Raw genomic sequence first — 17,580 nt, 5'->3', positions numbered from 1 at the left:
GGGCGGCCGGGTCGGTACCGGGGGCGCCGGTCACGACGGCGGCGCTCGGGTCAGGACTGGTCGTGACGGCCTCGCTCGCGTCGACGCGGATCATGCCGACAACCGGACCGGCAGCCGGACCGCCAACCGCCAGTGCTGCGGCCCGTCCGGGCCGACCTCGATCTCACCGTGCAGCAGCCGCACACGCTCGGTCAGCCCAGGCAGGCCGTGCCCGGACGTCGGGAAGGCACCCATACTCTTGCCCGTACTCGCCACCGCCCCGGTCCGGTTGACCACACTGAGCTCCAGTCCGTCCGACGCGGCCGCCACCCGGACCTCTATCGGACCGCCCGCCCCGTGCCGCAACACGTTCGTCAACCCCTCCTGCAGGATCCGGTACGCCGCCCGGGAGAGTGTCCCCTGCACCTGCGCCAACTCGCCCGACAGCTCCGGCTCCACCACCGCCCCCGCGTGCCGCAACCGGTCCAGCAGCTCGGGCAGGTCGGCCAGAGTCCGGGTCGGAGCCGTCCCCGCCTCCTCCTCGCGCAGCACGACCAGCACGTAGTCCAAGTCCTCCAGTGCGGCCCGGGCCGACTCCTCGATGCTGCGCATGGCGGCCCGCAGCTCCGAACTCGAGCGCCAGCCGCTGGATCGCGCGATGCTCGCCTCGTTCGCCGAACTCGTGCAGGCCGCCGGTGGCGGGCCGGTGGCCGATCTCGGCTGCGGGCCCGGCCGGGCGACGGCGTACCTGTGCTCACTCGGGTTGGACGTGTTCGGCATCGACCTGTCGCCGGAGATGGTCGCACTGGCCCGCCAGGCACACCCGGGGCTGCGGTTCGACGAAGGTTCGATGAACGCCCTGGACGTGGCGGACGGCGCTCTCGGCGGCGTTCTCGCCCGGTACTCCATCATCCACACGCCGCCGGAGCACGTGCCGGAGGTGTTCGGCGAGTTCCACCGGGTGCTGGCTCCGGGCGGTCACCTGCTGATCGCGTTCCAGGCCAGCGACGGGCCGTTGGTCCCTGTCCAGGCGTTCGACCACAAGGTCTCGCTCGCCTACCGCTGGTCGCCCGATCGGATCGTCGGGCTGATGCTCGATGCCGGGCTGGTCGAGGTCGCCCGACTGCTGCGCGAGCCCGGCGAGACCGAGCGGTTCGGGCAGGCGTATGTCCTGGTCCGCAAGCCGGTCCAGCCGTAGTCGCAGCCGCCGACGGGTCGGCCCCGGCGGCGTGGCATGGCCGGCCCGCCGCGTGAGGCCGTCAGTCGGCGGGCTCGGTCAGCTGCCGGTAGGTGGGCACCAGCAGGGTCGCGAGGTCGCGTCCGGCGATCCGGATGCCCGAGGGGCCGAGCGCGGCGATGGCCGGATCGGGGGCGGGGCCGGGGGCTGAGCCCGGGGCAGGGTCGGGCTCCGATGCAGGGGAGACGGGTGCCGCCGGGGTGGCATGAAGGGTGAAGTCCCCCTCCCAGAAGGTGTCCAGGAGCTCGGACAGCGGTTGTGCGTCGGTCATCGTCCGATCACTCCTCCGGTGGTTCTGCCGACCGCCTCGGACGCACCGATCGCACCGATCGCACCGTCCGCGTCGGACTCGCCGATCGCGTCGGCGGAGAGGGAGACCAGCTCGCGCAGCGTGGCCGCGGAGAGGTCGCCGAGCCACTGCTCGCCCTCGCCGACCACGGCTTCGGCCAACGCACGCTTGGACTCGATCAGTTCGGCGATCCGCTCCTCCACGGTGCCGACGCAGACCAGGCGCCGCACCTGGACGTCCCTGCGCTGGCCGATCCGGAAGGCACGGTCGGTCGCCTGGTCCTCCACCGCCGGGTTCCACCAACGGTCCAGGTGGACGACGTGGTTGGCGTTGGTCAGGTTGAGCCCGGTACCGCCCGCCTTGAGCGACAGCAGGAAGACCCGGGGGCCGTCCGGCGACTGGAAGCGGGCGACCATCTCCTCTCGCCGTCGCTTCGGCACGCCCCCGTGCAGATAGAGCACCTCCTCGCCGAGGCGGGCGGCCAGGTGGGGCTGGAGCATCCGGCCGAACTCCGCGTACTGGGTGAAGACCAGCACACGGCCGCCCTCCGCGAGGGCCTCCGCCAGGATCCCCTCCAGGCGCGCCACCTTGCCCGAACGGTCGCCCAACACCGAACGATCGTGCAGCAGTTGGGCCGGATGGTTGCACACCTGCTTGAGCCTGCCGATGGCCGAGAGCACGGCCCCCTGGCGTTCGACCCCGCGCACGCCCCCGAGGCGCTGCAGCAGGTCGGCCACCACCGCCTGGTACAGGCCGGCCTGCTCGGCGGTGAGGTTGCACCAGACGGTGATCTCCTGCTTGGCCGGGAGCTCGGCCGCGATCGCCGGGTCCGACTTGGACCGGCGGAGCATGAAAGGCCCGGCCAGCCTGCGGAGTTGGCCGGTCATGGCCGGGTTCGCATTGAGCTCGACCGGAATGGCGTAGCGCTCCTTGAAGGACTCCGCCGACCCGAACAGCCCCGGGTTCGCGAAGTCGAGCACGGCATGCAGTTCGGCGAGCCGGTTCTCGACGGGCGTACCGGTGAGGGCGATCCGGTGCTCGGCCTTCAGCGAACGGACCGCCCGCGACTGGGCGGTGGCCGCGTTCTTGATGAACTGCGCCTCGTCCACGACGACCCGGCGCCAGGCGATCCGGCCCAGCTCGTCGGCGTCCCGCTGGGCCAGCCCGTACGTGGTGATGACCAGGTCGGCACCGTCCGCGACCGCCTGGGTGACCGAACCGTCCGCCCGGCCCGCGCCATGGTGGACGTGGACGCGCAGCATCGGGGCGAACCTCTCCGCCTCCCGCTGCCAGTTGCCGACCAGGGACATCGGGCAGACCAGGAGGTTCGCCGTGGCGGTCCCCGGGGCCCGCAGAGCCGGCTCAGCCGGCCCGGCCTGCCCGGCCTGCCTGGCTCGGTCGGCCGGCTCGGAGCGCTCGGCCTTCTCCACGGCGAGCAGGGCGAGCGTCTGCACGGTCTTGCCGAGCCCCATGTCGTCGGCCAGGACGGCCCCGAGGCCAAGGCGGGCGAGGCTGTGCAGCCAGGCCAGACCCCGCTCCTGGTACGGGCGCAGCGTCGCCCCGAAGCCGTCCGGAAGCATCGGCGGCGACGCGCGTTCCGCACCGCGCCCGGGTCCACGCGGGCCGACCGCCTCGACCCGGGCGACCGGCAGCCCGGCGACTCGCACGGTCGGGTCAAGTGCCAGCCGCAGGACCTCCGTTGTGGACATTACGCCGGCGCCCTGGTGGGCCAGGAAGGCGAGTGCGGCCTCGATCTGCTTCGCATCCACCTCGATCCAGCGACCGCGCAACCGGACCAGGCCCTGCTGGGCCGCCCCCAGCTCGGCCAACTCCTTTTCGGTGAGCGATAGTTCCCCGATCGCCACGGACCAGCGGAAGTCCATGACCGCATCACGGTCGATCCGCCCGGTCCGCTCCAACGCACCGGCGACCGGCGTGCGAGCCGCCTTGAGAACCAGACCGAGGCGCGGACGGCGCTGCCACCAGGCGGGGAGCAGCACGCCGAACCCGGCCTCGGCCAGCGCGGGGGCGGCCTCGCGGAGGAAGTCGAGGGCTTCGGCCCGGTCGAGCGCGAGTCCGGTGGGACGCGAGATGCGGAGTGCCCGGCGGAGTTCCGGGCGGCGGAGCACAGCCCGGTCGAGTTCTGCGGCGTAGCTGCCGACCGGGTCATCGGTCTGCCGGGAGAGCGCGGCCCACGCCGGGCCGCCGGACCAGAGGTCCTCGGCAGTGACCAGGAGGGAGGGCTGGTCGACGGACTGGAGGAGGAAGTCGATACGCCAATCGTCGTCACCGGCAGGCTGGTTGGCGACGGCTGACGGGCCCGGCGCGTCCGGCAGGTCGGCGTCGTGGCCGAGTGGCTCGGAGAGCCGGAAGCAGAGGCGCAGCGCTTGATCGGGAGCAGGGGTCCCGGCGTACCAGGCGGCCAGCCGGTCCGTGAGGTCTGCGGCGGCCCGCTTCGCCGAATCCGCACCAGCACCCACGCCGGCACCCACGCCCGAGCCCGGCCCCAGGTCCGCGCCTGCGCCGCTCCGGCCGAGGGCCGGGCCGGGGGCAGAACCGGAGGCAGAGTCGGAACCCGGGAGGCTCCCCGGCAGTCCGACGGCCGGCACCGCCTGGGGCGCTACGGGGGCAAGGAGTCCGTCGGCGGCATGGAGCGCTGCCAACCAGGCTTCCGCGACGGTGGCGGGAGCCCGGCGCAGCGGGGGCGGTGCGCCTTCGAGGGCCACCCGGGTCTCACGGTCGACCAGGACGTCCAGCAGTTCGGCGAGCAGCTCGGTGCCGGTCCGGGCGCGGGCGCCGGGGCTGCACTCGGCACGGCAGACCGGCGGGCATCCGGCGGCGAGTGCCTCGGCCTCGCGCCGGGCCGCCGCGTCGGGGGCGGGCTGCCAGTGCGCGTGGAGCCCGCCGCGCGTCTCCCGGAGTACCGGCAGTACGCGCCCTCGGCCGACCAGCCGCCAGGCGAGGTCGTGGACGGCGGTCAGCCAGCGCACTGAGGCCCCGTACGCAACCTCGACCGGTCCGGTGCCGGGGAGTTCGGCGACGGCCACCGAGCAGTACGGGTCGAAGAGCTCGCCGAGCAGCTGCGCCGCCTCGGGAGCCTCGAAGAGCAGCACCGGGACCCGCCAGGGGGAGAGCGTGACGCCGCGCTCGACGGCGCCGACCGGCAGCTGCGGGGAGGGGGTGGGCGTGGCGCTGAATCCGGGGAGCAACAGGGTCGCCCACCGTTCGCGGGCCTGCTCGGCGAGCCAGCCCAGCCCTGGGCCGATGGCACCGAGCAGGCGCGCGAGCGCGTCGGCGGGGCACGCATAGGGGTGCACGGCCGCGCGCACCCCCTTGGGCGCCCGGCGTTCGGGGTCCACCGGACGCTCGGGGCCTGCGGCCCGAGCAGCGCCCGCCGACAGCGCGGACGAGCCGCCGACCGGGTGAACCTCGCGGGCGGGCACGCCGAACGCCTGCGCATCCTCGGCCCACAGGGCCAGGCGGCCGTCTGCCTGCCAGAGCGCGTGCAGGGCGTACATCGGCCTGGCCTCCCGGGATGCGAATGCGGACTCGATCGACCCTATCCGGAGGCCGATAGCGGACCGGAACTGTCCTGATTGCTCGCTACCGTCGGTCCTGCCGAAGCGGGGAAAACCCACGACGAGAAGGAGTCGACATGCCCATCCTGGTGCGCGCGGAGAACGACGAGCGTGACAGCCTGCTGGCCTTCCTGGAGGCCCAGCGCGGCGCGATCCGTCGCGCGGCGTTCGGCCTGACCGAGGAGCAGGGGGTGGCCACGCCCAGCGTCAGCGCGCTGTCCGTGGCCGGCCTGGTCAAGCACGTGGCGCGGTGCGAGCGGTTCTGGATCGTCGGCGTCCTGATGGACGACGAGCGCGGGAAGGTGCAGCCGGACGACTGGGCCGACGAGCACCGGCTGCTCGAGGGCGAGACGCTCGCGGGCTGGCTGAAGGAGTACGAGGCGGTGGCCGCCGAGACCGAGGAGATCGTCCGCAGCCTGCCCGGTCTGGAGGTGGACGCGCCGCTGCCGAGCGCGCCGTGGTTCCCTCCGAACAGCCGGCGTACGGCGCGCTGGATCCTGACCCACCTGATCGAGGAGGTGGCCCGGCACGCGGGGCACGCGGACATCATCCGGGAGAGCATCGACGGCCGCACCGCCTTCGAGCTGGTGGACGCCACCAAGGGCTGACCGGTTGCCGAACACCCGGGGCGCGGTCCCGGTACAGCACGGCAGGCGGGGCCGAGGCAGGGCCGTTCGGGGGATTCCTCAGGGAGTCCCCCGCCGCATGGTTGAAGTTTGAACGAAAGCGGGCTACGCTGATGCCAACAAGTTGAAGCCTAAACAAATGGCTTCGGACCACCAGGAGGAGCCATGAGTATCTTCAGCCGCAACAAGAACGCCACTGCCACCGCGGTCACCACCGCCGCGGCCCCCGCAGGCCCGGACCTGTCCCACCTGACCGGCGACTACAGCATCGACCCGGCGCACAGCCAGGTCGGCTTCGCCGTCCGCCACGCCATGGTCACCAACGTGCGCGGCGAGTTCGCCGAGTACGAGGGCAAGCTGCACCTGGACGGCGGCAACCCGGCCAACTCCTCGGCCGAGCTGGTGATCAAGGTCGCCAGCATCGACACCAACCAGGCCCAGCGCGACGAGCACCTGCGCACCGGCGACTTCTTCGCCGCCGACACCTACCCGGAGATCACCTTCCGCAGCACCTCCGCCGAGCGGCTGCGCGGTGACTCCTACCGGATGACCGGCGACCTCACCGTCAAGGACACCACCCGCCAGATCGTCCTCGACCTCGACTTCACCGGCCACGCGACCGACGTCTACGGCGCCGAGCGGGTCGGCTTCGAGGGCTCGGCCACCATCGACCGCACGCAGTGGGGCCTCACCTACAACGCGGCGCTGGAGACCGGTGGCGTGCTGATCGGCGAGAAGGTGAAGCTGTCCTTCGACATCTCCGCAGTCAGGGCGGCCTGAACCGGCCATCCGATGCACCGTATGTCCCGAGCTGTGCCCCGAGCACACCGAACATCGCGAGCTGCCCCCGCCGATCCCCTGACGGCGGGGGCTCTCGCGTTTCCGCACGGCGGCCCCCGGTCACAGCCGACCCGCGACAACCCGACCCGACCACGGCACACCCGGCCGCAGCAGACCCGAGCCGACCACCTGGCCCGACCGGCCCGAGCCGGACGTCAGCCGCCCAGCAGCGCAGCGTCCTCACCCGGCAGCCAACTGCCCGGCGGGCGCCGCAGCCAGCCCTCGCGCGCGCCGAACTCCGCCGCCGCGGTGCGCAGTGCGCCCAGTCCTGGGTGGCGCAGGTCCGGGCGGTGGACCAGGCCGACCAGGCTCAGCGGCACCGGCTCGACCAGCGGACGGGTGACCGCGCCGGGAATCTCGGGCCCGCCGACGGTGGTGAGCACCGCCTCGCCGTGCCGGGTCAGATAGTGGGCCATCTCGTCCGCGCCGACCGGCGGGGTGTACGGCGGGGCGGTCAGCAGGCCGTGCTCGGCGGCGAGTCGGCGCCCGAGGTCGGTCCACTCGGTGGTCGCCGGGTTGCCCGCGCAGATGTCGACCGGGTGACCGGCCAGCGCGGCCAGCGGGATCCCGTCCTGCCCGGCGAGCGGGTGCGCCGCCGGCAGCAGCACCGCCATCCGCTCCAACCGCACCGGCGTGTGAGTGAGTTGCTTTCGGACCGACGCCGCCAGACCGGCGTAGCGGCCGAACGAGACGTCCAGCCGGTGTGCCAGCAACTCCCCTGCGGCAGCGGCGAGCCCTCCGCTGTAGCGGGCGAGGAGTTCGCAGGTGGGCAGTGCCGTACGGGCCGCGGCGAGCAACCGGTCCGCGGTCAGATCCGCGCCGGTGACCGCGCTGTTGAGATCGACCAGCAGGGCCCGCTCGTCGGCGCCGGCCACGATCTCGTCGTGCAGCGCCAGCAGTCGGCGCACCTTCGGCAGCAACTGCTCACCGGCCGGGGTGAGTTGGACGGTCCGGGTAGTACGGCTGAACAGCGCGCCGCCGAGCGCCCGTTCCAGCGCCTGGACGTCCCGGCTGAGGGCCTGCTGCGCGATGTGCAGCCGCTGGGCCGCACGGCCGAAGTGCAGTGTCTCGGCGGTGGCCAGGAAGCCGCGCAGCAGGCGCGGGTGCAGGTCGACGGGCATGTCGGCAGGTTAGCAACGCAGCTCCCGCACCCGCCCGGGGCGATCGACACGGGCGACCGGCACCAGCGCCCGCCAGCGGCGACTGACAACACAGACGCGTCAATCCGGCAGAACAGGTGTTGGACCGGCCGCACCCGGCGCCGCAAGGCTTACCGGCAGACCGACCACCACCCACCGCCACCCCGGGAGACCCGTGCTCGCCTCGTACCGCCGTATCTTCGCCCCACCGGGAACGGTCGCCTTCACCCTGGCCGGACTGTGCGGGCGGCTCTCGTTCTCGATGACGGGCGTCGGGACCCTGGTGATGATCGCCACCCGCCGGGACTCCTACGCGCTCGCGGGAGCGGTCTCGGCGGCCGGCGTGGCGGCCGTCGCGCTCGGGATGCCGCTGCTGGGACGGCTGGTCGACCGGTACGGGCAGCGGAAAGTGGCGGTGCGCGGCCTACTGGTCGCCGCCGGCCCGTTCGCCGGCCTGCTGCTCTGCGTGCACTACGGCGCACCCACCTGGACGTACTTCGTCTGCTGGCCCGCCGCTTCGGTGCAGCCGAACCTGGGCGGCATGGTGCGGGCACGCTGGGCCCACCTCCACCGGGACGACCCGGCCGCCCGCCATCTCGCCAACTCCTTCGAACAGGCCCTGGACGAACTCTGCTTCATGACCGGGCCGGTGCTGTCGATGCTGCTCTGCAGCACGCTCTTCCCGGAGGCCGGGCTGCTGGTCGCCGGGCTGCTGTCGGGCACGGGCGCGCTGCTGTTCGCCGCGCAGCGCCGTACCGAGCCACCGGTACGGCCGGTGGCTCGAGGCGAGGGCGGCGCCTGGCGGGCGGCCGGACTGCGGGCGGTGGTGCCGGTCTTCCTGGCGACCGGCGTGGTCTTCGGGTCGATGGAGGTCACCACCATCGCGTACACCGACGCGCTCGGACAACGGGCTTCGGGGGGCGTCCTGTTGGCACTGCTGGCGGCCGGCTCCTGCGTGTCCGGACTGGCCTTCGGCCTGGTCCGGTTCCGGCGCCCGGCGGCCGCCCGGCTGCTGGCGGGGACGGCCGCGATGGCCGGACTGCTGCTCCTGCCGCTGACCGTCGCGCTCGCGGGGGCCGGGACGGCCGTACTGGCGGTCGCACTGTTCGTGGCCGGTTCGGGGACCGCCCCCACCATGGTGGCCGGCATGACCGTGGTCCAGGAGTCGGTGCCGGATGGACAGTTGAACGAGGGGATGTCAATCGCGGTGTCCGGCATCGTGGTCGGGATCTCCGCCGGCTCCGCACTCGGCGGCACGATCGCCCAGCACACCGCCTCCGGCACCGGCTACCTCGCCCCGGCGTCCGCTGCGGCGCTGGCCCTGCTGCTCACCGCCGTCGGCTACCGCCGACTGCAACGCCCCGAAGCGGCACCGGCGACACCGGCGGCAGCAGCACCGGCGGAACCGGCACCGGCACCGGCACCGATGTGTGACCAGTCGAGGTAGCACTCCCAGGCCATCCCGCGTCCCCACGTCCCCGGGCTCCCGTGCTCGGCGCCGGTCGGTGTGCGGGTGCGGGTGCGAGTGCGGGGGTCAGTGGGCGGGGTCGGACGGCCCGGCTTCTTGCTGCCGCCACTGGCCGGGGGGCTGTCCGGTCGATCTTGCGGTCCATCACGACCCGAGCACCGGCGTCGTCGTGCTGGAGTACGCCTCGCAGGGCCATGCCGTGGCCACCGGGGCCGGCTACGGCGACCGCTACATCTCCGTGCTGACCATCGTGAACCGCAAGGTCGCCCGCTGGCGCGACTACCTCGACCCGGTCGCGGTCTTCGAAGCCATCGGGTGGCCGCCGCACGCCAACCGAGTTCAGGTGGAGGCGCGGTGACGACCGGCGTGCCCGGGTGACGTCCGCCTCGACCGCTCACACGGCGGGGGCACCCGGACGAAATTCAGCGGCGCCCGTCAGTGCCGCTCGTTAGCGTTGCGGCCATGGGGGAAGAGACGCGCAGCGGGATCAGGTACCTGCGGGGGGACGCAACGGCCCCGCAGGGCAAGGGCGTCAAGGTGATCGCGCACGTCTGCAACGACCTGGGCGGCTGGGGCAAGGGCTTCGTGGTGGCACTCTCCCGCCGCTGGCCCGAGCCGGAGGCGGCGTACCGGCGCTGGCACCGCGAACGCCCGGGCAACGACTTCGGCCTCGGCGCGGCCCAGTTGGTGCAGGTCGAACGGTACGTGTGGGTGGCCAACCTGATCGGCCAACGGGGCATCAGGACCGGACGGTCGACGGGCGTCCCGGTCCGGTACGAGGCGATCGACTCGGCGCTGGCCCGGCTCGGCGAGCACGCGCTGCGACTCGGTGCCTCCGTCCACATGCCCCGGATCGGCTGCGGCCTGGCAGGCGGCCGCTGGGAGTTGATCGAGCCGCTGCTCAGGGCCCGGCTGACGGATCGAGGGGTTCCGGTGACGGTGTACGACCACGACTGACCGGAGCCGGGCACCCCGGCCCGCCGACCCGTCGGCCCCCGCTCAGGCCGACCCGTCCCGGGCGCCCGGCGCCCAGGTGTACTCGTACTCGGGGAGCAGGTGCCCGCCGGGGAACCAGCCTTCGCGCTCGTCGGTGCGAACGCCACCCGCGCGCTCGTAGAAGGCGACCGCGCGGGTGTTGCCGGCCAACACCTCCAGATAGAGCGGGGCGTGCGGGGCATGCACCAGCGCCTCGTCCAGCAGCGCGCGCCCGATACCGCCGCCGGTGAGTCCGGGGCGGACGTGCAGGCTGTCCACCAGCACCCGGCCGTCGGGCTGCGGGACCAGGTAGACGAAGCCGACCGTCTCCCCGTCCAGCTCGGCGACCAGGAGCAGCGGGGTGTTCTCGGGCGTGCCGTAGTCGGCGGTCAGCCGGATCGCCCAGATGTCGCGGCGCTCCTCGGCCAGCCCGTCGCCCAGTGCCTCGGGCGGGACGATTCCTGCATATGCGGTGCGCCAGCTCTCGGAGTGCAGCGCGGCGACGGCTTCGGTGTCGGCGGCACCCCCGACGCGGATGACGGCCTGTCGGTTCATGTGACGAGCCTCCCACGCCGTCGACTTGAACGCGTTCAGGAACTGCCCATAGAGTCATGCCAGGCGATTTTGAACGCGTTCGAAATCGCCTGGGGTCACCGACTGGACACCGGAGACCCCGGGGGAACAGGGGGAAGGGGATGATCGGGCTGCGTCGCACCGGATACGCCAGGGACATCCGGTACGACGCAGCCCGATAGCGACGACCGCGCCACCGCCGTGTCCCGCTAGGCTCGAGAACCGTGGACGACGTGGCAACGACGAACGGCGGCAGCGGCCAGACCAGCGCGGACAGCCCTTCGGGCGCAGCCGCCCCGGACGGCAGACTGCCCGCCCCCGGACCCGCTCCCGAGGTACGCGGCGGGCGCGCCCAGCCCAAGACCGACAAGAGCGAGCAGACCCGTGCGCTGATCCTCGAAACCGCGATGCGGCTGTTCCAGGAACGCGGCTACGAGAAGACCACCATGCGCGCCATCGCCGCCGAGGCGGGCGTCTCGGTCGGAAACGCCTACTACTACTTCGAGAAGAAGGAATTCCTGATCCAGGGGTTCTACGACCGAATGACGTACGAGCATGCCGCCGACGCCCGGGTCCGCATGGCCGGCACCACCGATTTCGCCGAGCGGCTGGAGATCGCCCTCGCCTCGTGGCTCGACTGCGCGGCCGACTACCACGAGTTCGCGGCCCAGTTCTTCCGCACGGCGGCCGACCCGACCAGTTCGCTGAGCCCGTTCTCCAACGAGTCCCATCCGGCCCGCAAGACGGCGGTGGCACTGTTCGGCGAGGTGCTGGCCGGCTCGGAGCTCGCGCCGAAACTGGACTCCGAGCTCGCGGAGCTGCTCCCCGACCTGCTCTGGCTCCACCTGATGGTCGTCGTCCTCTACTGGGTGTTCGACCGGACACCGGACACCGAGCGCACCCGCGAATTCGTCCGCCGCTCGACTCCGATGGCGGCACGCATCATCAACCTCTCGCGCTACCGGGTGTTCCGCCCGATAGTCCGGGACGCCAAGGGGCTGATCCAGGACTTCATCCTGCCGACGATCGGGCGCACCGCCCGGTAGCGGCAGACCCGCCCCACGGCAGAGCCCCGTCCACCTGGGTGGACAGGGCTCCCCCGGACGCCGGTCCGGTCCGGTCAGAAAATGTCCGGGTTCCACGGCGCGAGCGGCGTGCGCAGCAGCAGGTCGGCAGCGGCGATCCCGCCCGGGCGCAGCTCGGTGACCAGTGCGGCGGCGGCCAGCCGGGGCACCGTCTCAGCACCGAGGTAGAGCGAGGCGAGGGCGCCTGCGCCGAGGGCCAGGTCCGGCTCGTCCTCGGTGGGTGTGCAGCGTCCGGTGCCGTCGGCGCCGACTTCCAGGGCCCACCGCCCCTCGGCGTACCGCTCCGGGTCGCCGACCTGGAGCACCACGCGGCCGGGCGCGGCGTAGCTGCGGGCGACGAAGGCGGCGGGCACGTCGAGGAGGCGGAGCCAGGTGAAGTCGGCGTTCTCGGGGTGCGGGGTGGCGGCGCGCGGCTCGTCCAGCAGCAGCGGCAGCGGGTCGTCCGGGGCGAGGTTCTTGACGGTGACCTTGCGCACCCAGTCCACCGACAGCAGGAACCGCCACAGGGCGACGGCGGTGCCCCGGTCGAGGGCGAGGAAGTCGGCGACCGTGAGGGTGCAGTTGGGGTAGCTGCCGTCCCAGACGTCGTCCACGGTGTAGACGGCCAGGCCGGTGACGGTGCCCTCGGCGTCCCGGTGCACGGCGGCGAACGGCTCCTTCCACTCGTCCCCGGGGTACTGGATCTCACCGGTGGCGCGCCCCCAGCCGGTCGGCGTCCGCCCGATCGCGCCCGGCTGGGTCGGCTGCCAGCGCTCGTGCAGCTCGGGGCCGAGCCTGCGGAGCTCCTCCATGGTCACGAAGTCGATCCGGCCGCCGGGCGAGTCGGGCAGCTCCGCACGCAGCCCGCCGGTCCGCGCCAGGTCGATCTGCCAGCCGTGGGCCCGGGTCGCCGGGCCGAAGCCGTACCGGCCGTAGATGTTGTACTCGGCGGCGATCAGGATCGCGGCGACCGAGCCGCGCTCACGAGCAGCGGCGAGGTCCCGGCGCATCATGCCGCTCAGCAGGCCGCGCCGGCGGTGGGTGGCCCCGACCGTCACCCCGGTGATGGCGTCGACCTCGATCACGGCGCCGCCGGGAACCGTCAGGCCCGTGTCGAAGCTGCGGAACGTCCCGACGCAGCGGCCCTCGTCGGACCTGTCGAACGCACCCTGCCAGCGCCCCGGCTCGAACAGCCGCCGGCGGAACTCGGTGGCGTCCCCCACGTGCGGCCGGAGGAACCCCCGGCAGATTGCCCGGTCCCAGACCTGGAGCTCGTCCTCGCCGATGTACCTGATCTCGATGTCCTGGCCGGTCCGACCATGTGCGTCGTTGCCCATTCGGCCACCGTACGTCGGCCTTTCGCGCTTCTGCACCAGGTTTTTTTACCTGCTCTTTGACCATGCGGAGCCTTCGCCGCACTGCCCCGGGACAGCTCTCAGCCGTCGGCGCCGGGAGGCAGTCCGCACTGAGGCTATGGCCGGGTCACCCGGGGGTCCGCACTGGACGGGCTGACCGGGCTCGTCGGTGCGGACGGCGGGGGTTCACTGATGCCCGGGGCGTGGGCGGGCGGCGTCGGAGCCGGGTCCGCCGGGCTGCCGGGCAGCAGCACCAGCAGGCACACGGCCACCACGGCAGCGGCCACACCGAGCGCGGCGAAGGCGACCCTGCGCACCCGGCGCACTCCCCAACTGCGCCCCTGCGGGGGCGCCTCGGGGCGCAGCTCGCGGTGCGTGACGAGCGCGGCGCGGGCGGCCAGCGCGGCGCGCAGCCGGTCCTCGGTCGCGGACCGGCGGTCTTCGGCGTCCGGCCTCATCGGCTCGCCCCCAGCTTCTTCTCCAGGGCGTCCAGCGCGCGGCTCGCGGTGGACTTCACCGTGCCGCGCGACAGCCCGAGCGTCTGCGCGATCTGCGCCTCGGTCAGCTCCGACCAGTAGCGCAGCACCAGTACCTCACGCTGGCGCTGCGTCAACTGTGCCATGGCGTCGATGACTTGGCGGTGCTCCTCGGCGAGCAGCAGGCCCTCGTCGACGGGCGGCCCGTACCCCTGGTGGGGCGGGGTGTAGGCACGCGCGGTGCGACGTCTGCGCAGCACGGAGCGGGCTGCGTTGACCACGGCGGTGTGCAGGTAGGCCCCGGGGTCCTGGAGCCCGTCCAGCGAGGTGCCGTGCGTGCGGCAGACGGCGGCGAAGGCGTCCTGGACGACGTCCTCGGCGGTGTGCAGATCGTCCACCAGGAAGAGCGCGAGCCGCACCATGTCGAGCCGCCGCGCCCGGTACAGCTCGGGCAGCGTGGGCGGCGGCCCGTCGTCGTACGGCGAACCGAGTGCCCGCAGCTGACGCCCCTGCACCGGCACGTCCTCGGTCCGGGACAGGCGGGGCACCCGGGACGTCCGGGACATGCGGGGTAGCAGACCGGACCACCAGGGCGGCGCTGCGGGGATGGCGTACTGCATGGGCCTCGATCCGTTGCGGGAGGGGCGGGCGGGCCTGCGGAGAGGCCGGCCCGCCCCGTGGTGCTGCCGCTGCTGCTACTTCTTCACTCCACTGCCCGGCTGGATCACCCGGGGCGCGTTCTCGGCCGGGGCGGACCCGGCGCCGGGCTTGACCACCTCGGCCGGCCTACCCGCCTCGACGACCTTCGGGGCACCGGCGGGCTTCGAGCCGTCGGGCGTCGACACGACCTGCGGGGCCGCGTCGCCGGTCGTGGTGACCTTCGGCGCGGCGGGGGCCGGCTGCACGCCGGAGTGGGCGACGGCCTGGGCGGCGAATCCGCCGCCCAGCAGCAGCGCGACACCGGTGGCGACGGCCAGGACCCGGGGGCGGGGGCGGTAGTTGGACTTGGCGTGCACAGACATGGGACTCTCCCGAGCAAGTGACGGAAACACGGTCTGGGACAACAGTTGAAGGGCGCCTTCAACCCACCAGACGTGCGGCACCCCCCGGGGTTGCGACCACATGCGGGAAACCTCACCACGATCTGCTCTTCGGGGAGGGAACGCGCCCGGGTCCCGTCGGAGCCGGCCGAGCCCGGGGCCCCGGTCCCGACGAACGGTCCGCCGCCTGCCGGGTCGTCCGGAAGCGTTCGCCACCTCGGCCGCCCGGCCCACCGACGACCCGACCGCAGGGTTCAGGGACCTACCGGATCGCCTACGGACGGCCGTAGAAGTCCGGGCGGCCCATGATCCAGAGGCTGGCCTGCTTGATCGCCATACCGGGGCGCGGGGCCTCGATCATCTGGTCGTCGCCGATGTAGATGGCCACGTGGTAGATGTCGGCGGCACGGCCGGTGTGAGTCCAGAACACCAGGTCGCCGGGCCGGAGTTGGTGGTATCCGATCGGGGTGGACTCGGCGTACTGGGTGGCCGCGAAGTGGGTGAGCGGCTTGCCGCCCCGCTGCCAGGCCATCATGGTCAGCCCGGAGCAGTCGTACCCGGCCGGGCCCTCGCCGCCCCAGATGTACGGCAGTCCGATCTTGGAACGGGCGAAGGCGATGACGCCCTCCGCACCCCCGGCCGACCAGGCACTGTCGGCCGACGGGTTCGGTGCCGCGGCCACGGCCTCGGCAGCCGCCCTGGCCGCCTCCTCCGCCGCGCGCTCGGCGATCGACTCCAGGGCCTCGCGCCGCTGCCGCTCCAGCTCGACGGCGGTGTTGCGGGCGGCGGCCAGTTCGGCGAGCAGGTGCTCGCGACGGTCAGCGATCTCGGCGACCTGCGCTTGCTGGGCGGCGAGCCTGCGCTGCGTCTGCTCCTTGGCCTCCCGGACGGCCTCGGTGGCGCGGACGGCGGCCTGCTCGGCCTCGTGGGCGGCGGCGGAAGTACGGGCGGCGGCCGCGACGGCGGCGGTGGCCGTGTCCAGGATCTCCCGGGTACGGGCCCCGGCCACGCCGACGGCGGTGGCCTGGTCGCCGGCGGCGCGCGGGCCCTTGGAGCCGAGCAGGGCGTTGATCGCGGAGAGTTCGGCACTGGTGCCCTGACGGTAGGTCTCGGCCGCCAGCTGGGCGGCGCGTTCGGCCGCGTCGGTACGGTCCACCTCGGCCGCGGCGGCGCGCCGGGCGGCGGCGGCCGACTCGGTGCGGGCCTTGGCCAGCCGCGCCTGTGCGCCGTTGTAGGCCTCCACCGCCTGCTCGGCGGCCCGGCCCGCGTCCGCGAGTTCGGTCTGCGCGGCGGTCAGCCGGGCTTCGATCGCCGCGCTGGAGCCGGCCTTCACGGTGGCGTCGGCCTCGGCCTGGGCGACGTGGTCGGCCGAGGGGTAGGGGTCGTCCGCAGCGACCGCCGGCAGGGGCAGCGCGGGGGCGATGGCCCTGGTGCTCGGCGCCGCGGCGGCCGTGGGAAGCAGGCCGAGCAGGCCCGAGAGCGACAGCAGGAGCGTCGGCAGGAGTCTGCGTGCCATGGGCGAGCCCTCTCTCACGACGTCTGACGTTCCATCGAATATCCCATCACGTGACAATCAGGTCACTTTCCGTAATGCTCTCAAACCTCGCAACGGACCGGCGCCAGCCCTGTGCGTCCTGTCGGGTGAGATGTCGGATCTGCCGACCCTGCGCCAGTTTCCCTTCGGCGAACGCGCGATGGGCATCGGCCGTGCGGTCAGCGCCGGGGGGCCGGGTGGGGCAGCCGGGGGAACCTGGAGCGGCGGTAGGGGGCGCGCACGTCCGGACCGACGGCGCTCGGCGCACCGTGCCTGCCGCCGGACGCACCGCCCGCCCCGCTGGTGCGGCGGTCACCGGCGGCCACCGGCCGGCCGGGCTGGAGCGGCGGGCGGACCGCGTAGCTGCGGCTGCGCCCGGCGCGCACCGTACGGCGGCGCTGCTGGGCCCGTCCCTGCCGCTCCGGGTCGGTCGCGGTGGAGGCGGCGGCCGGCAGGGCCGAGGTGGACGGGGCGCCCGAGCGGCGGTCGGCCAGGCGGGCGGAGCGGCGGGCGAGGGACCGGGCCGCGTGCGCGTCGAGATGGGCGGTGGCCCGGGCGGCCATCCGCTCGGCGACGCGGTGGGTGGCGGTGTGGTGCGCCGGGACCTTGTCCGGCGCTCCGGCGATCAGGTCGAAGAGCCAGGTGCGCGCTCGGTCCGCGCGCTGGTGCAGCAGACGCTCGCGCCGCAGCGCGCGCGCCTCGCGGCGCGGCCTGGCGGGGTACCACCAGCGGGCCCACGGGCTGTTCGGCCGGGCCAGCCGGATGGCGCCGATCCAGGAGAGACCGGGCACCAGCATGCCGAGCAGTCCGGTCCACATCTTGCCCTTGAGCAGAGCCGCGACCGACACCAGGGCGTTCACCGAGATCACCGCGACCAGTCCCCACCGGCCCGACCCCGCGGGCGTGGTCTGGCCGGGCACCACCCCGAGCGGCACGTACCCGGTGAGCAGCAGGGCGGTGCCCAGGATGCCGAGGATGACGGCGTCCACGGACTTGCGTCCCTGCTCGCTCCAGTAGACGTCGTCCAGGTGCAGGATCAGCGCGAACTCGTCCAGCACCAGTCCGCAGCCGATCCCGAACACGAGGCCGAACCAGTTGATCCAGGGGTGGCCGCCGTTGGTGGCGAACACACCGATGCCGCCGACCAGCAGGAAGCCGAGCCCGAAGACCATGTGGTGGATGTGCAGGCCGCCGGGCGTGATGTTGCCAGGCCACCAGCGGACCTTGGCGCGGATCATCCGGACGCTGAACCTGATCATCACGAACGAGCAGATGAACCCGACCAGCAGCAGGAACAGCGGTTGCTTGTGCGCGGCGACGACATGGGTGCGGTAGCCGTCCAACAGCGTGCTGGTCATGGGTGGCGGTGCCTTCGTTCCGTGGTGCTCCGGGTGTCGCCCGGCTAAC

General features: G+C 73.4%; 18 protein-coding genes. 7 read left to right on the top strand and 11 right to left on the bottom strand.

Features of this window, described 5'->3' with window-relative positions; all coding sequences use genetic code 11:
• Nucleotides 1-90 precede the first annotated feature (90 nt).
• Nucleotides 91-591 (bottom strand): sensor histidine kinase, encoded by a 501-nt coding sequence (locus UK12_RS03965; RefSeq protein ID WP_197084533.1) that lies wholly within the window; start codon nt 589-591, stop codon nt 91-93.
• On the opposite strand from UK12_RS03965, the gene UK12_RS03960 reads away from it, so the two are divergent.
• Nucleotides 590-1,177: a class I SAM-dependent methyltransferase gene (locus UK12_RS03960; protein WP_231591027.1), complete on the top strand. Its 588-nt coding sequence runs from the start codon at nt 590-592 to the stop codon at nt 1,175-1,177. The genes UK12_RS03965 and UK12_RS03960 overlap by 2 nt on opposite strands.
• 61 nt (nt 1,178-1,238) lie before the next feature.
• Here UK12_RS03960 and UK12_RS03955 read toward each other — a convergent pair whose 3' ends face one another.
• Both UK12_RS03955 and UK12_RS03950 read right to left on the bottom strand, forming a co-directional pair.
• Nucleotides 1,239-1,487, bottom strand: a complete 249-nt coding sequence (locus UK12_RS03955; protein ID WP_045299465.1) for a hypothetical protein — start codon at nt 1,485-1,487, stop codon at nt 1,239-1,241.
• Entirely contained in the window at nt 1,484-5,023 is a 3,540-nt protein-coding gene (locus UK12_RS03950) for a DEAD/DEAH box helicase (protein WP_052681495.1), read from the bottom strand. The genes UK12_RS03955 and UK12_RS03950 overlap by 4 nt, the downstream gene beginning before the upstream one ends.
• Before the next feature lie 137 nt (nt 5,024-5,160).
• Here UK12_RS03950 and UK12_RS03945 point away from each other — a divergent pair, with 137 nt between their 5' ends.
• The gene (locus UK12_RS03945; RefSeq protein ID WP_045299463.1) at nt 5,161-5,691 is read left to right on the top strand and encodes a DinB family protein; all 531 of its coding nucleotides are present in this window, start codon (nt 5,161-5,163) and stop codon (nt 5,689-5,691) included.
• A gap of 183 nt (nt 5,692-5,874) precedes the next feature.
• Nucleotides 5,875-6,489 carry a YceI family protein gene (locus tag UK12_RS03940; protein WP_045299461.1) on the top strand — a complete coding sequence of 205 codons (615 nt, stop codon included), beginning with the start codon at nt 5,875-5,877 and terminating at the stop codon, nt 6,487-6,489.
• A 215-nt stretch (nt 6,490-6,704) separates the two neighbouring features.
• On the opposite strand, the gene UK12_RS03935 is transcribed toward UK12_RS03940, so the two are convergent.
• Nucleotides 6,705-7,670, bottom strand: a complete 966-nt coding sequence (locus UK12_RS03935) for a LysR family transcriptional regulator (protein WP_045299459.1) — start codon at nt 7,668-7,670, stop codon at nt 6,705-6,707.
• 193 nt (nt 7,671-7,863) lie between these two features.
• Between UK12_RS03935 and UK12_RS03930 the strand changes: the two genes are divergently transcribed.
• The 3 genes from UK12_RS03930 (at nt 7,864) to UK12_RS03920 (ending at nt 10,113) form a co-directional block, all read left to right on the top strand.
• The gene (locus tag UK12_RS03930) at nt 7,864-9,135 is read left to right on the top strand and encodes an MFS transporter (RefSeq protein WP_052681493.1); all 1,272 of its coding nucleotides are present in this window, start codon (nt 7,864-7,866) and stop codon (nt 9,133-9,135) included.
• A 190-nt stretch (nt 9,136-9,325) separates the two neighbouring features.
• Nucleotides 9,326-9,514, top strand: a complete 189-nt coding sequence (locus UK12_RS03925) for a hypothetical protein (protein ID WP_052681490.1) — start codon at nt 9,326-9,328, stop codon at nt 9,512-9,514.
• Between the two features lie 104 nt (nt 9,515-9,618).
• Nucleotides 9,619-10,113, top strand: a complete 495-nt coding sequence (locus tag UK12_RS03920; RefSeq protein ID WP_045299457.1) for a macro domain-containing protein — start codon at nt 9,619-9,621, stop codon at nt 10,111-10,113.
• Between the two features lie 42 nt (nt 10,114-10,155).
• On the opposite strand, the gene UK12_RS03915 is transcribed toward UK12_RS03920, so the two are convergent.
• Nucleotides 10,156-10,686 (bottom strand): GNAT family N-acetyltransferase, encoded by a 531-nt coding sequence (locus UK12_RS03915; protein WP_045299453.1) that lies wholly within the window; start codon nt 10,684-10,686, stop codon nt 10,156-10,158.
• 251 nt (nt 10,687-10,937) lie between these two features.
• On the opposite strand from UK12_RS03915, the gene UK12_RS03910 reads away from it, so the two are divergent.
• Nucleotides 10,938-11,750, top strand: coding sequence for a TetR/AcrR family transcriptional regulator (locus tag UK12_RS03910; RefSeq protein ID WP_331386632.1), 813 nt, complete (start codon nt 10,938-10,940; stop codon nt 11,748-11,750).
• Nucleotides 11,751-11,824: 74 nt separating this feature from the next.
• On the opposite strand, the gene UK12_RS03905 is transcribed toward UK12_RS03910, so the two are convergent.
• From UK12_RS03905 to UK12_RS03880, 6 genes are all read right to left on the bottom strand, one after another.
• Nucleotides 11,825-13,105 (bottom strand): GNAT family N-acetyltransferase, encoded by a 1,281-nt coding sequence (locus tag UK12_RS03905; RefSeq protein ID WP_045299451.1) that lies wholly within the window; start codon nt 13,103-13,105, stop codon nt 11,825-11,827.
• Nucleotides 13,106-13,239: 134 nt separating this feature from the next.
• Nucleotides 13,240-13,581 carry a hypothetical protein gene (locus UK12_RS03900; protein ID WP_045299450.1) on the bottom strand — a complete coding sequence of 114 codons (342 nt, stop codon included), beginning with the start codon at nt 13,579-13,581 and terminating at the stop codon, nt 13,240-13,242.
• Nucleotides 13,578-14,165: an RNA polymerase sigma factor gene (locus UK12_RS03895; RefSeq protein ID WP_197084532.1), complete on the bottom strand. Its 588-nt coding sequence runs from the start codon at nt 14,163-14,165 to the stop codon at nt 13,578-13,580. The genes UK12_RS03900 and UK12_RS03895 overlap by 4 nt, the downstream gene beginning before the upstream one ends.
• A gap of 129 nt (nt 14,166-14,294) precedes the next feature.
• Nucleotides 14,295-14,621: a hypothetical protein gene (locus UK12_RS03890; RefSeq protein ID WP_045299445.1), complete on the bottom strand. Its 327-nt coding sequence runs from the start codon at nt 14,619-14,621 to the stop codon at nt 14,295-14,297.
• Nucleotides 14,622-14,913: 292 nt separating this feature from the next.
• Nucleotides 14,914-16,155, bottom strand: coding sequence for a C40 family peptidase (locus UK12_RS44285; protein ID WP_052681488.1), 1,242 nt, complete (start codon nt 16,153-16,155; stop codon nt 14,914-14,916).
• Nucleotides 16,156-16,352: 197 nt separating this feature from the next.
• Nucleotides 16,353-17,531, bottom strand: a complete 1,179-nt coding sequence (locus tag UK12_RS03880; protein ID WP_197084531.1) for a hypothetical protein — start codon at nt 17,529-17,531, stop codon at nt 16,353-16,355.
• Nucleotides 17,532-17,580: the final 49 nt, after the last annotated feature.

It is taken from the genome of Saccharothrix sp. ST-888 (assembly GCF_000955975.1).
In the GTDB taxonomy this organism is placed as follows: Bacteria; Actinomycetota; Actinomycetes; order Streptomycetales; family Streptomycetaceae; genus Kitasatospora.
This window is presented reverse-complemented; position numbering and strand designations above follow the sequence as displayed.